Consider the following 14,785-nt stretch of genomic DNA (forward strand, 5'->3'; position numbering starts at 1 on the left):
CTGCATCATGGGCGCGCCCGCCCCTGATAGGGTGGCGGGCAAGGAAGCATCAAGATAGGATTGCCCTTTACGGTTTGGGTGGAGGGGCATCCGATGACTGGCCGATGGTCGTCAGATGAAAGAAATCCGCGTCCCGCAGGACGAATTTCCACCGCCCATTCTCCTTCCTGTAGCGGTCGTTATAATAGCCTGACCCGATCCGGTCCGGGCCATTCCCGCTGATCCGCACTTCGATCGAGGAAATGCCGGTCGCATCATGGCCGGAGACGGCAATGAGATGATTATGAATCGTGGGGATGGGATGATTCCCGGTGGTGGGCAGGCCGTTATAATAGGCGTCCAGCGCTTTGCGTCCACGCACTTCCAGCGTCGGAGCCTGCGGAACGCGATTCACGAAGGCCCCGTCGTCCGTGAACAGATCGGCCATGGAAACGCCATGGGCCGCCCGATGCGCGTAAATGGACACCAGATCCCGGATTTCCTGCTCGTCGCACAGGCGCTGGACTTTTTCGGCCAGCGTCATGGTCTGGAATGGCGTTTGCGGGGCCATGTAGAGCGGTCGCGGGGCCTGCTGCGCCGGGGCGGACGATGCGGTCATGATCGCTATTGCGGTCAGGAGGAATGGGGGTGTCTTGCGGGTCCAGATCCGTGAATTCGTCACGACACTCTCCTGTTGCTGCTGCGGTCGCCCAATGGCGGGCCGATAGAGGGCGGGGGAGCGGGCCGTGTCAATATCATGCTGCATGGGCGGCTGGCTCCTGCCGGAATTCGGGATAGCGCCCCAGGCCGAGAACGCACAGGCCCGCCGCGCAGGCGGTGACCATGCCGATCGTCAGCAAGGGCACATATCCGCCGGAATAGTCGAAGATGAGGCCGCCCAGGACCGGACCTACACCGCCCGCGAGCGCCATGACGGTCGAGATGAATCCAAAGATGGTGGCGAAGTTGCGCAGGCCGGCAAAGCGGGTGGTGAGATAGGTGGTGAGTTGCAGCGATGCCCCGGAGCAATAGCCCAGCACCGCAATGGCGATGAGCAGCAAGGCGGGCGACCCGGCCCCGTTGAGCAGCAGGAAGAAACTGATCCCCGGTCCGGCATAGCAGAGGGACGGGAGCCATGCCGCATCGACCCGGTCGACAAGCCAGCCGGTCAGCAGCTTCCCGGCGATGGCCGCCAGCGCGAAAATGGCGACAAAGGATGCCGCATCGGCGCGGGTCTGCCCCAGCGAGGTCAGCATGGGTATGAGATGCACGACCGTCGCGGCCGAAAGCGTGGTTTGCAGGAATGTCGCCAGCGCGATGCGGTACAGGGGCAGGCTGCGCAGCGCCTGCGGGACGGACAAGCCGCTCGGTTGCGCCGATGCCGCCTGTTCCATGGTGGGAGTGGCGGCGTCCGTCTTTCCCCGCTCGCGGAAGAACAGGGCCGCCAGCAGCAGGGCGGAACCGCCCCATCCCCCCGCCAGCGCGATATAGCCGACGCGCCAGCCAAAGGCGTCGATGAGCCACAGGGATGCCAGCGGGGCCAGCGCCTGTGTCACGGCGTTGCCGCACAACAGCAGGGCGAGCGCGAGGCCGCGATTATGCCGGAAGGCAGAGGATATGGCGCTGCTCCAGACCAGGATGCTGGCGGACAGCGAGGCAAGCGTATAGGCGACCCATGTCGCGAACCACAGGGTGAGCGATCCGGTCTGGACGGAAAAGGCGGCGAAGGCCAGGCTGCTGAGCAACAGGCCCGGCAGTGCGACGCGCCTCGCCCCATATCGGTCGACGAGCATGCCCGCGAGCGGCATGAAGGGCAGGGTGATGAAGGCGAACAGGGTCAGCCCCGCCGAAATCTCCGTCCTGCTCCAGCCGAAGGCATCCTGAAGCGGGGCCATGAAGACGCCCAGAGTCGCGAGCGGGATCGCGGCGACGGAAACGCCCATCGTGGCGGAGAGGAGCAACGGCCAATGGGCCTGCCACTCATTGCCGGGGCCGGGCGTGCGCGTTTTCATCAGCTATCCTCTCGTAATCGGTATGCGGGTTCCAGCCGACTTGTGACGGTCTGGACGGTGGGCGGGTTATCGGGACGGTTGCGGGAAGCGGACGCCGGTCAATTGCTCCGACAAGATCCATAGTCGGGCCGCGCGCTCAGGATCGTCGCTGGCCTTGGCGAAGGTGCAGGGGCCAGGTGGTCCCCGCATCTCGAAAAGGCCCTTGGGACCATAAAGCTCGCCGCCTTTCGCGTCGGGAGCTGTCGCTGCATGGACGATGGGCGCGGCACCGTCCGACGCGGACTGGCCGATCAGATGGCCCAGCAGGCCCGACAACAGGATTTTCGGGCCACCGGTCCGTGCATGGTCGCCTTCGAACAATTTCGTGCGGGCAAAGCCGGGGTGGGCGGCGAGGCTTGCGATCCCCCAGCCGCCTTCCCGGCTTCGCCGGTCCAGTTCGCGGGCAAAGGATGCCTGCGCGAATTTCGAGGCGCAATAGGCGCGTCCGGCATTGTAGCGCGCGTCGCCTTGCAGGTCGTCGAGATCGATTTTCGCGTGATGCTGCGCGAGGCTGGTCACGCTGACGACGCGGGCGGATGGCGCCTGACGGAGAAGCGGGAGCAGGCCGGCGGTGAGCGCGAAATGCCCCAGATGATTGACGCCCATCTGCACTTCGAAACCGTCTTTGGTCGTCCGGCGCTGCGGGGGCGACATGATGCCAGCGTTGCAGATGAGGAGATCGACGGCGGCGAGCTGGCCCGCCAGTGCGGTCGAAAAGGCAGAGATGGAGGACAGGCTGGCCAGATCCAGCCGCTCATACTGGATGGTGGCGTGGGGACTGGCTTGTTGCAAGGCGGCGACCGCGGCCCGGCCCTTATCCTCATTCCGGCCCGCGAGGATGATGCGGAAACCCTGCGCGGCAAGCTTCCGGGCGGCTTCATAACCGAGGCCTCCCGTGCCGGTGATGACCGCCAGGCGCTCCGGCGATGACCGGTTGTTCCCCTGTTCGACTGCCATATGCCTCCACTCTCTGCGATATATAATTGCGCTATTTTTACAGGATTTGCGCGCTTTGGTTGCAGTTAAATGCTGTGGGCCAATGCCCCTATAGTGGCGATCGACCAAGTATATTCGGTATTTTTCTATTATATCGGCAATTGTACGAGTAATTTCACTTGGACGTGAATATGATCCCGCTCGAACTTTAGGATTGCATCGCCGGGCCTGTTTGTCCATCAATGCGACTCACGATTGCACAATATGGTGCAGGCGGCAATATGCCAAGCGAGACCTGAATGGCGATGACGCCGGCTCGCTTGGTTACATAGGAGGAGGGGGTTTCATGAAAGCCATCAACATTCGCCGACGGCATTTTCTCACGACGACGGCAGGCGCCGTCGCATTGCTGTCGCCCGTGCAAGGGTTCGCGCAGGAGGTCGGTCTCCAGGATATCATCGTCACCGCGCAGAAGCGCGAGCAGAGCCTGCAGGACGTGCCGATCGCCGTCACCGCGCTGACGCAGGAGACGATTCAGGCGAACCGTATCTTCTCCGTCAACGACCTGTCCTCCATCGCGCCGGGCGTGATCGTCCGTCCGTCGCCGGGCGGCAGCCAGGTTCCCGTCTTCACCATCCGCGGCCAGAACAGCTTTGGCGTGGTGCCGGGATCGGACAAGCAGGTGTCCATCTACATCGACGGCGTGTACGTCAGCTCGCCGCGCGGCTCTATCTTCGAACTGCCTGATATTCAGCGGCTGGAAGTGCTGCGCGGTCCGCAGGGCACGCTGTTCGGGCGCAACGCCACGGCGGGCGCGATCAGCGTGGTGACGCGCGATCCGTCGGGCGAGGCGCATATCAAGGTCGATGCATCGCTGGGCAACCGTGATGCCGGGCGCTTCCGCATCACCGCCGACCTGCCGCAGGTCGGGCCGTTCAGCGGTTTCGTGAGCTATGTTCACAATTACCGGCGCGGCGAGGTCTATAACGCCGCCGGTGGGCAGGTGTGGGACCGGTCGCTGTCGCCCGGTTTCGGCGTCCAGCAGTCCCCCTATTATCTGGGCACGGTGGACACGAGTTCCTATTTCGGCGCGCTGAAGTTCGAGCCGACCAACAACCTGCGTTTCGTGTACAAGTTCGACCAGAATGACGACCGCGGCACGCCGGACGCGACTGGTTTTGTCGGCTTCGATCTGGCGAATGCCACCGGCGCCCTCGGCCCCACGCTCGCGAACTTCCTGAACACGCTCTATTCGAGCCAGAATGTCTATACCGCAGCCAATGGGAAGCGGCCCGACATCGTCACCAATGGCTTCGCCGTGCCGCGCAAGGTCAAGGTCTATGGCCACAGCCTGACCGCGACATGGGAACCGGTGGACCGTGTCACGGTCAAGAATATCGCGGCCTTCCGCCAGTCGAATGTCATCGGCCCGACGCCGATCGACGGGCTGAGCGGCCTCAACATGACGCCGGCGGCGATCGCGGCCTTTGCGCCCGTCGCCGTGCCGGGCTTCGCCAGTTTCCCGGCGGGCACGCAGGCTGCCGTGCTGGCAGGCTTGCAGGCGAATCTGGGCGGCCAGCGGTTCCTGGGTATCGCCGCGCAGGCCAGCTCCATCTCCAAGCAGTGGAGCGACGAGCTTCAGGTCAACTATTCCTCCGGCAAGTTCGATATCACCGTCGGCGGCCTGTGGTTCCATTCCAAGGATGAGGCGGGCGGTCCCTATGGGCAGCAGAACACTCTGTCCTTTGCTCTGATCCCGGCGAGCGGTCTGGTCCCCCTCGGCAATGAGGGGCGCTATTTCAACAAGGCGACCTCGATCGCGGCCTATGCCCAGATCGAGTACAGGATATTGCCGACGCTGGAGATCATGGCCGGCGCGCGGATCACGCGGGATACGAAAAGCAGCTTCTTCCGCTATGACGTGTCGGGTTCGCCACGGCTGCCCATAGTCCCGCCGGATTACAAGAAGACGAAGCCGAATTTCCTGATCGGCCTGAACTGGACGCCGAACGACGATACGTTGATCTATGGCAAATTCTCGAATTCGTTCGTGTCGGGCGGCAACACCGGCGGTATCCCCTATGAGCCGGAAACCGCGACATCCTGGGAACTGGGTGCAAAGGTCGATTTCCTCGACCGGCGGTTGCGTACCAACCTGGCCGTCTATCATGTGAAATATAAGCATTTCCAGCAATCGCAGTCGCTCTCGACGCCCGCGTCGCAGGCTCTGGCGCTGCCGATCCTCACTGGCCTCTATGGGGCGACCACGGCGAGCGAGCTTCTCAGCAAGCTGAGCGTCTTTGTCGGCGATCAGGGCGATGTGCTGGTCAAGGGCATTGAGGCGGAAATCACCGCCGCCCCGATCAAGGGGCTGACGATCGGTGGCAGCGTCTCCTACGCCGACGTCACCTTTCCCTTCGTCCAGCCGCTGGTGCTGGCGGGGACGGGCGGACGGCTGGAGGTGAACCAGCGGCCCGACTGGACGGGCAGCGCCTATGCCTCTTATGAAACAGAGCCGCTGTTCGGCGATACGAGGCTGAGCGTGCGGGGCGACGCCTTTTATCAAGGCGCCATGAACCAGACGACCAACGCGCCGATCCAGATCAACGACAGCAACAGGAACGCACAGGGCACGAAGGGCTATTGGACCTTCAACGGCCGGGTCGCCCTGCGTCATCTCGCGCTGGGTCCGGTCGATGCGGAACTGTCGCTCTGGGGCAAGAATCTCAGCAATCGCCGGGATATCACGACCACCTTGTTCACGCCCTTCGGTACCTCCGCCAACTATGTGCCGGCGCGAACCTATGGGCTGGAACTGAGCGTCGAATTCTGATCGAACATTGACGTAATGCCGTCCGGGCCGGGTGGTCCGGGCGGCATCTTTACGGGGCAGGACGGTTGTCAGGCCCCGTTTTTGCTTCCATGGCTCTGTTCCGCTGCGCGATCCGGCGTCGTCTCGTCGGCTGCGCGAAACGCGACCCGGAGTCCCGACCTTGCCGACCCTCAGCGATGCCCGATCCGTCCGTTCGCAGCAGGCCCTGCGTCAATCGCTTCTGGACCTGCTGGAGGAGATGCCATTCGACCGGATCAGCCTGCGCGACATCGCCTCCCGGGCGGGGGTGAGTTACCCCACCTTCTACCGCCACTTCGCGACCAAGGAGGATCTGCTGGCTGACATCGCGCGGCAGGAGGCGCAGGGCTTCATGGAGCAGTCGGGCGATGCGGGGCCGGTGGTCGACAGGCCGGGCGAGAGAATCTGCGCCTTCATCGCGGGGCGGCGGCCGCTGTGGCGACGGCTGTTGTCGGACAGCGCCATCGCCATCATGCGGGAGGAGTTCATCCGGCAGGGGCAGGAGGTCGCCGCCAGAGGGCCGCGGCTCAATCCCCGCTTTCCCGCCGCCATCACGTCGCGCGTGTTCGCCAGCGGCTTGTTCGAGATCATCGCATGGTGGTTCCAGCAACCCGACGATTTCCCGCAGGGCGAGATCGCCGACATGCTGGAAAGCCTCGTCATCTACCCGGTCATCAACCGACAGCGAAGCTGAACCGCGCAACGTCATAATTTCTCTTTTCTACGTTAAATGTTTAACGTATTATCCGAGTCGTACGGAGCAGCGAAGAAGCGCGCGCGTCCGCTGATCGGCTGCGGTCCCCATGGGCAGGGCCGGTTTTCAGCACGGTCACACTGGCTTGGAGAGAGATATGGCTACCAGTTTGAATATGTCGGCAACCCGGTCCCTGCTCGACATAGCGGGCAAGGAAGATCGCTTTCAGCCATCGGCGGCCGAACTTCTTCCCATCCAGCTCCAGGCGATCGACGAGCGGTTTCAGGACCGGGTAGGCAAGATCAAGCTGCTGCAGAATCGCGCGGAGACGGGTGGCATTTCCGAAATCCGCCGTGCGGCGGATGTCGTGCCTCTGCTGTTCGCCCACACCGCCTATAAAAGCTATCCGGAGACCTGGCTGTTCGAGCAGAAGTGGGACCGGCTGGCCCGCTGGCTGGGCACGGTGTCATCCTTTGGTGTCGCCCCCGTGCAGGGGGAGATCGACGGCCTCGACGACTGGCTGAAGCGGCTGGAGGAGCAGGGCCATTATGTCTCCTGCTCCAGCGGCACGACCGGCAAATGCGCGATGATGGACGGCACGATGGCGGACCTGACCTTCGCGGCGGACGATCTGCTGTCCGCGATCCGCTGGACCGGCCTCAATCCCGCCAACGACCGACGGATCGTCGGGCTGGGGCAGGTCGCGATGACGACGAAGAATATGATGACTGGCCGTCCGATGGCGGAGGCGTTCAGCCTGCCCGGCATCCGGCCCTTTTCCCCCGACGTGCCGCCGATCACCATTGGCGGCATCCTGGAGATGGTGCTGCTGCGCAAGAAGATGGCAGACGGCACCGCCAAGCCGAGCGAGGTCGCCCATTATGACGCGGTGTCGGCCCAGCGCGAAAAGGACATGGCGAGTTCGCTGGAGCAGGCGGCCGACGCGCTGATCGAAAGCCGCCATATGCCCCTGCACATCCTCGGCATGCTGGGGCCGTTGTTCAAGGTTGCCGAACTGGTGCGGGCGCGGGGCTATAGCGGCAAGGATTTCCAGCCCAACAGCAGCTTCCTGAGCGGCGGCCTGAAGCGCGCGCAGGTGCCAGACGATTATCGCGACTATATCTTCGACACCTTCAACCTGGCGGACGAGCGCATCTGCCAGACCTATGGGATGCAGGAGATCAACAGCCAGTCGCCGCGCTGCACCCATGGCCGCTATCATGTGCCGCCATGGATGCTGTTGCTGTTGCTGGACGAAAGCGGCGAGCAACTGGTCGAGCCGCAGCCGACGGGCGAGCATGAGGGCCGGGCGGCGCTGTTCGACCTGTCGCTGGAGGGGCGCTGGGGCGGGGTCATATCCGGTGACAAGATCAAGGTGCGGTGGGATCGCTGCGGTTGCGGCAACCACAGCCCGTCGATCCACGCGGATATTCAGCGGTACGCGGATACGGCCGGCGGCGACAAGATCGCCTGTTCCGGCACCATCGACGCCTATGTCCGGGGCGCGGCCTGAGCGCGCGGCCCGTTTCCTCAATTTCTGAAAGTACAGACCCATGACCCAGAATGTCACCCTGGCATCCATCGGATCGCAGACCCCGGCATCCGTCGCCGCGCCCTTCATCATCCGGGGGCGGTTGGTCGATGCGGAACAGGTTCACCACAAGTCCCGCGACCTCGGTATGGACTTCGTCACGCCGGAGATCGACCTCGACGCGCTCATCAGTTCGCGGGTCGAACCCGGTCCGCTGTTCGATGTTAAGCTGGACGAGATACTCGATTTCCTGGCGGCTACCGGCGAGGCGATGAAGCAGGACAGGAGCGGCTATCTCGCCGATTGTGTCGACAAGATCGCGCTGACCAACGTCCTGCCCCGACAGCAGATCGAATATCAGATGCAGATCGCCGCCGAATATCTGCACAAGGGGCGTCTGCTGGAATATGCCGAGCGCAATCTGGGCAATGCAAGGTTGCTCGACGAGTGGGTGCCTTCTACCGACAGCACGGGCCGCAGGAGCTTTACCCGCGCCTTCCCGCCCCGGCTGGTGCATGTGCTGCCCGGCAATGCGCCGGTGTCCGCCGTGCAGTCCATCGCGCTGGCGTCGATGGTGAAGGCCGTCAATGTGTTCAAGATGGGGTCGAGCGACCCGTTCATGGCGGTCGCGATCCTGCGCACGATGATGGATGTCGATCCCGACCATCCCGTCCTGCGGTCCATGTCGGCCGTCTATTGGCGCGGCGGGGACGAACGTGTCGAACAGGCCATTTATCGGCCCCAATATTTCGACAAGATCGTGGCCTGGGGCGGGGGTGACGCGATCAGCAATGTCATCAAATATCTGATGCCCGGCCTGCAACTCGTCTCCTTCGATCCCAAGACCTCGATTTCCCTGATCGGGGCGGAGGCGCTGGTGGATGACACGACGCTGGAGGATGTCGCCGCCCGCGCTGCGGCGGATGTGGGCATGGGCAATCAGGAGCCATGCGTGTCCAGCCGCGTCTTGTTCGTGGAAGGCGAGCGCGCCCGGATCGACCGCTTCTGCGACAGTCTTCAGCGCAACCTGGCGGAGCGCAGCGCCCTTATCGGCAAGGCGCCGCCCCTGCCGGGCGAGCTGGCGGAGGAGATCGAGACGCTGCGCATGTTCGACGATGAGTTTGGCGTATGGGGCGCGCCGGACGGCAATGGGCTGGTCGTGCTGTCCGATGGCCCGGCGGATTTCCATCCGATCCGCAAGACGGCCAATGTGGTGCCGGTCCGGTCGCTGAAAGACGCCCTGAAATATGTCAATGTGGCGACCCAGACGGTCGGCGTCTATCCGCCGGCGCGCATCCCGGAACTGCGCGACGGGCTGGCCAGCGGCGGGGCGCAGCGCGTCGTGCAACTGGGCGACGCGGGCGGCCAGTCGATCGGCGCACCGCATGACGCCATGTATATCATGCACCGCTTCGTCCACTGGATCGTGCATGAGGACGGTTTCGAAGCGGGCGGTTTCGAAGCGGGCAAGGCGTGACCCGTGCGACTTGACGAAATGAGGAGAGGGCCATGTGTGGCCCCCTGAAGGGGCAAGTCGATCATCGTCGCCGGAGCGGGCGATATCGGTACGGGACTGGTGCAATATTATGCCGGCGAAGGGGCGCTCGTCCCTGTGCGCTCCTTACCCGGCCGGAGTTGTCCGGGGCGACGGGTTCGATTCCAAATATGCGCTTATGAATTGCTTATATAATCCGAGGTGAGGCGCTGCCGTGCGCAACGTCTTGCCGTTAAACAGAGGTTTTTCGCTGTTATCTTCCTTGACCATCGGGCGAAAATGGATATTTATGCGATTCATAATTGCATAGATAACATGTGTACCGGTCAGGAGCTGGATAATGCAGGCCTTGGAAGAGCGTGATTATTTCACCGATTATGAGATTCTGAAGGATCCCTACGCCTTCTTTGAGGCGGTTCGTTCGCACGGGCCTGTCTATCAGCCGCCCGGCCGGGACTATCTGATCGTGACGGGATTTGCGGAGACGCTGGAAGTCCTCAAGAATTCCGCAGATTTCTCCGCGATCATCGGCGTGCAGGGTGCCTCCGCGCCGCTGCCGTTCGAACCGTCCGGGTCCGACATCTCTGAACAGGTCGAGGCCCACCGCGACCGGATTCTCGGCGGCGACCTGCTCGTCAACTATGACGATGACCTGCACACGAAGACGCGGGCGCTGCTCAATCGGCTGTTCACGCCCTCCCGGCTCAAGGCCAATGAGCGTTTCATCGACGAATATTCCGACGAGATCGCGCGGCAGATGATCGCCAGGGGCGGTTGCGAGTTGATGCGGGATGTCGCGACGCCGTTCGTGACCCTTGTGATCGCCGACCTGCTCGGCGTGCCGGCGGACGATCGCCAGCATTTCATGAATGTCATCGATGCCGCGCCGCCTCCGGGAAGTCTCAACACAGAGGAAAATGACTTCCGAGGCGAGAACCATCCGCTGACGGTGATGGGCGGCTTTTTCGCGCGCTATATTCTGGAGCGGCGCGCCAATCCGCGCGAGGACATCCTCAACGAATTTGCCCATTCGACCTATCCCGACGGGAGCGTCCCGGAGCTAGAGGAACTGGTCAAGATGGCCGCCTTCCTCTTCGGGGCGGGGCAGGACACGAGTGCCAAGCTGCTTGGCAATTCCATCCGCTACATAACCGATCAGCCCGGTCTTCAGGATCAGTTGCGCGCCGATCCCTCGCTGATCCCGCAATTGCTGGAAGAGGTGCTTCGTCTGGAAGGGTCGACCAAGCAGACCGCGCGGCTGGCACGCCGGGACACGCGGATCGGTGACAGGGCTGTTCCGGCCGGCACCAAGATACTGGTGGCCCTGTCGGCGGCCAATCGCGACGGAGAACGGTGGGAGGAGCCGAATGCGTTCGCGCTCAACCGCCCCAAGATCAAGGAGCATCTTGCCTTCGGTCGCGGCAAGCATGTCTGCGCGGGTGCCCCGCTGGCGCGCGTCGAAGTGCGTATAATCCTTGAGAAATTCCTCGCCTACACGTCGAACATCGACCTCGACGAGGCGAAGCATGGACCGCGCGGCAATCGCGATCTCAACTATGATCCCAGCTTCATCGTGCGCGGCCTGACGGAACTGCATGTGAAGTTCACACCAGCCGAGGGTGTCGACCTGTCGCAGGCGTCGAGCCAGGCCGAAACGGCCCAATAGGCATTCCATAACAATCGGGGATGGTGGGGAAGCCATCATCCCCAAAGACGAACAGGCCCTGACAGCGCAACAGGCCCAGGGCGAAACCATAGCCGGATGCCCTGCCTGTCCTGCGCATCCCGCCAAAAATCAGAGGAGTGAAGCGTGCCCGACCTTATCGTCATAGACCGTGACGGCAACGAAACCACGGTGCCCAGCCCGTCGGATCGCACTGTCATGGAGGTGATCCGCGACGCCGGTTTCGACGACATGCTGGCCTTGTGCGGCGGATGCTGCTCATGCGCGACCTGCCATGTGTTTGTCGATCCGGCGCAGGCGGACTTGCTGCCCGCGATCAGCGCGGATGAAACCGACCTGCTCGACACATCCAATCACCGCACGGAATATTCGCGCCTGTCCTGCCAGATCCAGCTCACCGAGAGCCTGTCCGGCCTGCGCGTGACCCTCGCGCCTGACGATTGAGGGTGACGGGCGCGCCCGCGGTGGGCCGCCCTGATCCTCCCCCGTTGCACAATTTCGGTCGATCACGCCCGGCGTCACTTCGGGTCGTCCAGCGACCGGCATGCATTGAAAAAGGGCGGCACCCAATGATCGCCCCTGAAAAACGCCTTTATCCATCTGGGAGATATATGTTGCCTTCGAAAGCCTTCCGTACGAGCCTGTTCCTTACCGCCAGTTTGTTCGTCGCCGGTCCGGTCATGGCGCAGGAAAGCGGTGATTCCGGTGAGATCATCGTAACCGCACGGCGTGTACAGGAGCGTCTCCAGGACGTTCCGATTTCCATCACGGTCTTCAACCAGCAGCAGATTACAGACCGCAACGTCGTCAATTCACAGGATCTGGCGCGCTATACGCCGTCGCTGGCCGCCAACAGCAATTTCGGCAGCGACAACAGCACGTTCGCCATTCGCGGTTTCGTGCAGGATATTGGCACAGCCCCGTCGGTGGGCGTCTATTTCGCGGATGTCGTCGCGCCGCGCGGTGGCAACCCGGCGCTGACGACGGGCGATGGCGCGGGCGCGGGCAGCTTCTTCGATCTTCAGAATGTGCAGGTTCTCAAAGGACCGCAGGGCACGTTGTTCGGCCGCAACACGACGGGCGGCGCGGTCATCCTCGTCCCGCAAAAGCCGACCGGCCGGTTCGAGGGCTATGTCGAGGGCAGCATCGGGAATTATGACATGCGCCGGGTTCAGGCGGTGTTGAACCTTCCCGTCACAGAGAGCCTGCGCGTGCGCCTCGGCGCGGATCGTCAGACCCGCGATGGCTGGATGCACAACCGCAGCGGCGTCGGCCCTGGCGATTTTGCCGATGTCGATTATCTGGCCCTGCGCGCCAGCATCGTCGCGGACCTCACGCCTGCCCTCGAAAATTATACGGTCATTTCCTATAATGTGTCGAACACCAACGGGCCGCTCCAGAAGCTGACCCACTGCAACCCCACCAGCTTCCTCTTCGGCGCTTTTGCCTGTCCGCAAATGGCCGATGAGCGCGCGAAGGGCGAGGGTTTCTATGATGTGCGCAACAGCGCCGCGAACGCCAGTTCGCGTCTGGAGACGTGGCAGATTGCCAATACGCTCGCCTGGCAGGCGTCGGACACGCTGACGGTGAAGAGCATCAGCAGCTATGGCCAGTTGAAGCAGAAGCTGAATTCCGCGCTGTTCGGCACGCAGTTCGTGTCGGCGCCGGTGGGCGGCGAGCCGAGCCGTCCGTTCGCTTTCGCGGCGATTTCCCCGTCGGCGGATACAGCGGGTGTCGCCTATCAGTCCACCTTCACCCAGGAATTCCAGTTCCAGGGACGAACGGGTGACAGCCGCCTGAACTATCAGATTGGCCTCTATTATGAGCGGTCCGCACCGCTGGGCACATCGGGTTCCAAGTCGCCCACATCGCTCTACTGCGCCAATGTGGAAACGCTCCAGTGCACCGACGTGCTGGGCATATTGCTCAGCAGCCAGCTCGGCTTTCCCGTGCCGGTGGGCACTGTGGACTATACGCGCAACAGGCTGACCACGCAGAGCATCGGCACCTATGTACAGGCGAGCTATGACCTGAACGACAAGCTGAAGGTTACGGGCGGGCTGCGTTACACCTGGGATCTCCAGCGCAGTTTCACCAGCCAGATTGCCTATCGTTTCCCGCCTGTGGCCGGGTTCGGCACGCCGGTGGCGACATGCCCGCGTCCCACCACAGCCCTGCCGGATTGCAGCCAGTCGCTGCGGCAGGCGTCTTCCGCGCCAACCTGGCTCATCGGCCTGGACTATAAGCCCACGGACGACATCCTGCTCTATGCCAAATATGCACGGGGCTATCGCACGGGCGGGGTCAAGCCGGATGCACCCGTGCAATATGCACAGTTCCGACCGGAAAAGGTCAACACCTACGAAATCGGCATGAAGGCGAATATCGACGGTGCCATACGCGGCAATTTCAATATCGCCGGTTTCTACAATGATTTCTCCGACCAGCAGATACAGGTCGGCTTCAGCGACAACCAGCTGGTGCCGGGCGCGGTTGCGTCCACCACCGGGCCGGTCAATGCAGGCCAGTCGGAGATTTACGGCGTGGAGGTGGAGGCCGGTCTTCGTCCTGTGCGGGGGCTGTCGCTCAATGCCAGCTATGCCTATCTCAAGACCAAGGTGAAATCGATCACGCCGGTGACGCTGCCGGCGAGCGACCCCTATATCGTGGGATCGGCGGTGACGGCGGGTGACAGGCTGGCGCTGACGCCGGAGCACAAGCTGGTCCTGTCGGGCAATTATATAGTGCCGCTGGGCGCCGACATCGGCGAGATCAGCGTTGGCGCGACCTATAGCTATACCAGCAACATGCGCGCCAGCTATGCGTCGCGGGATGCGGCCAGCATCGCATTCCTCGGCCGCGATATCGGCATCATCGACCCGATCAACCTCGTGAACCTGAACATCGGGTGGAAGGGTGTTGCGGGGTTGCCGGTGGATGCCGCCTTCTTCGTCACCAACCTGACCAAGGAACGCTATTACACCTATGTTACCGGCCTGTGGTCCGGGACAGGGTTCGAGACGGCCTCGCTCGGCGAGCCGCGCATGTATGGCGCGCGCCTGCGCTACAGCTTCTGATAGCCGGAGCCGCGAGGGTTCGAACCCTCGCGGCCAGTGAGTTTGCATAGGAGAGACGTCATGAGTCTGGATCGTGTGGTGGTCGTAACCGGCGGTGCATCCGGCATCGGCCTTGGGGTTACGCAATTGTTCGCGCGCAAGGGGCATCGGGTGGCGATGCTCGATATTCAGGACGCCGCCCTGCAAAGGGAGGGGGATGCGCTCCGGGCCGAGGGGGCGACAATCCTGGCCCGCAACGTCGATGTTTCCAATCGTGACGAGGTGGAAGCCGCCTATGCCGCGATCCGGCAGGAGCTTGGCCCGATTGCGATCGTGGTGGCCAATGCGGGCATTTCCCATGGTATTCCGTTTCAGGACGTAACGGTCCCGATCTGGCAGCGGATGATCGACATCAACCTGACCGGCGTGTTCCACACGGTGCAGACGGCCCTGCCTGACATGGTCGAGGCGCAATGGGGCCGGGTCATCACCATCTCCTCCCACGCGG

General features: G+C 63.0%; 11 protein-coding genes. 8 read left to right on the forward strand and 3 right to left on the reverse strand.

The window, feature by feature from the left end:
• Positions 1–67 precede the first annotated feature (67 nt).
• The 3 genes from LWE61_RS17280 to LWE61_RS17290 all read right to left on the reverse strand — a co-directional run bounded on the left by LWE61_RS17280 (position 68) and on the right by LWE61_RS17290 (position 2,987).
• Positions 68–745: a nuclear transport factor 2 family protein gene (locus LWE61_RS17280; RefSeq protein ID WP_234151893.1), complete on the reverse strand. Its 678-nt coding sequence runs from the start codon at positions 743–745 to the stop codon at positions 68–70.
• Positions 735–1,991 (reverse strand): MFS transporter, encoded by a 1,257-nt coding sequence (locus LWE61_RS17285; protein WP_234151894.1) that lies wholly within the window; start codon positions 1,989–1,991, stop codon positions 735–737. Before LWE61_RS17285 ends, LWE61_RS17280 begins: the two co-directional genes overlap by 11 nt.
• A 66-nt stretch (positions 1,992–2,057) precedes the next feature.
• Positions 2,058–2,987 carry an SDR family oxidoreductase gene (locus tag LWE61_RS17290; RefSeq protein ID WP_234151895.1) on the reverse strand — a complete coding sequence of 310 codons (930 nt, stop codon included), beginning with the start codon at positions 2,985–2,987 and terminating at the stop codon, positions 2,058–2,060.
• Between the two features lie 325 nt (positions 2,988–3,312).
• Here LWE61_RS17290 and LWE61_RS17295 point away from each other — a divergent pair, with 325 nt between their 5' ends.
• The 8 genes from LWE61_RS17295 to LWE61_RS17330 all read left to right on the forward strand — a co-directional run.
• On the forward strand, positions 3,313–5,799 hold the full coding sequence (locus LWE61_RS17295) for a TonB-dependent receptor (RefSeq protein ID WP_234151896.1): 2,487 nt from the start codon (positions 3,313–3,315) through the stop codon (positions 5,797–5,799).
• Between the two features lie 160 nt (positions 5,800–5,959).
• Positions 5,960–6,511: a TetR/AcrR family transcriptional regulator gene (locus LWE61_RS17300; RefSeq protein ID WP_234151897.1), complete on the forward strand. Its 552-nt coding sequence runs from the start codon at positions 5,960–5,962 to the stop codon at positions 6,509–6,511.
• Between the two features lie 157 nt (positions 6,512–6,668).
• Positions 6,669–8,024, forward strand: coding sequence for a hypothetical protein (locus tag LWE61_RS17305; protein ID WP_234151898.1), 1,356 nt, complete (start codon positions 6,669–6,671; stop codon positions 8,022–8,024).
• Between the two features lie 40 nt (positions 8,025–8,064).
• Positions 8,065–9,519 (forward strand): acyl-CoA reductase, encoded by a 1,455-nt coding sequence (locus LWE61_RS17310; RefSeq protein WP_234151899.1) that lies wholly within the window; start codon positions 8,065–8,067, stop codon positions 9,517–9,519.
• Between the two features lie 358 nt (positions 9,520–9,877).
• The gene (locus LWE61_RS17315; protein WP_234151900.1) at positions 9,878–11,203 is read left to right on the forward strand and encodes a cytochrome P450; all 1,326 of its coding nucleotides are present in this window, start codon (positions 9,878–9,880) and stop codon (positions 11,201–11,203) included.
• A 144-nt stretch (positions 11,204–11,347) separates the two neighbouring features.
• The gene (locus LWE61_RS17320) at positions 11,348–11,665 is read left to right on the forward strand and encodes a 2Fe-2S iron-sulfur cluster-binding protein (protein ID WP_234151901.1); all 318 of its coding nucleotides are present in this window, start codon (positions 11,348–11,350) and stop codon (positions 11,663–11,665) included.
• A 167-nt stretch (positions 11,666–11,832) separates the two neighbouring features.
• On the forward strand, positions 11,833–14,298 hold the full coding sequence (locus LWE61_RS17325; RefSeq protein ID WP_234151902.1) for a TonB-dependent receptor: 2,466 nt from the start codon (positions 11,833–11,835) through the stop codon (positions 14,296–14,298).
• 60 nt (positions 14,299–14,358) lie between these two features.
• Positions 14,359–14,785, forward strand: a 427-nt coding sequence (locus LWE61_RS17330; RefSeq protein WP_234151903.1) for an SDR family NAD(P)-dependent oxidoreductase, incomplete at its 3' end; no start/stop codon positions are given.

The sequence above is a fragment of the Sphingobium sufflavum genome, assembly GCF_021403115.1.
Lineage (GTDB): Bacteria > Pseudomonadota > Alphaproteobacteria > Sphingomonadales > Sphingomonadaceae > Sphingobium > Sphingobium sufflavum.

Bases quoted from the DNA above. Each gene is read 5' to 3' on its own strand.
- LWE61_RS17280 (WP_234151893.1), bottom strand. From the start codon at position 745: ATGCAGCATGATATTGACACGGCCCGCTCCCCCGCCCTCTATCGGCCC.
- LWE61_RS17285 (WP_234151894.1), bottom strand. From the start codon at position 1,991: ATGAAAACGCGCACGCCCGGCCCCGGCAATGAGTGGCAGGCCCATTGG.
- LWE61_RS17290 (WP_234151895.1), bottom strand. From the start codon at position 2,987: ATGGCAGTCGAACAGGGGAACAACCGGTCATCGCCGGAGCGCCTGGCG.
- LWE61_RS17295 (WP_234151896.1), top strand. From the start codon at position 3,313: ATGAAAGCCATCAACATTCGCCGACGGCATTTTCTCACGACGACGGCA.
- LWE61_RS17305 (WP_234151898.1), top strand. From the start codon at position 6,669: ATGGCTACCAGTTTGAATATGTCGGCAACCCGGTCCCTGCTCGACATA.
- LWE61_RS17310 (WP_234151899.1), top strand. From the start codon at position 8,065: ATGACCCAGAATGTCACCCTGGCATCCATCGGATCGCAGACCCCGGCA.
- LWE61_RS17315 (WP_234151900.1), top strand. From the start codon at position 9,878: ATGCAGGCCTTGGAAGAGCGTGATTATTTCACCGATTATGAGATTCTG.
- LWE61_RS17325 (WP_234151902.1), top strand. From the start codon at position 11,833: ATGTTGCCTTCGAAAGCCTTCCGTACGAGCCTGTTCCTTACCGCCAGT.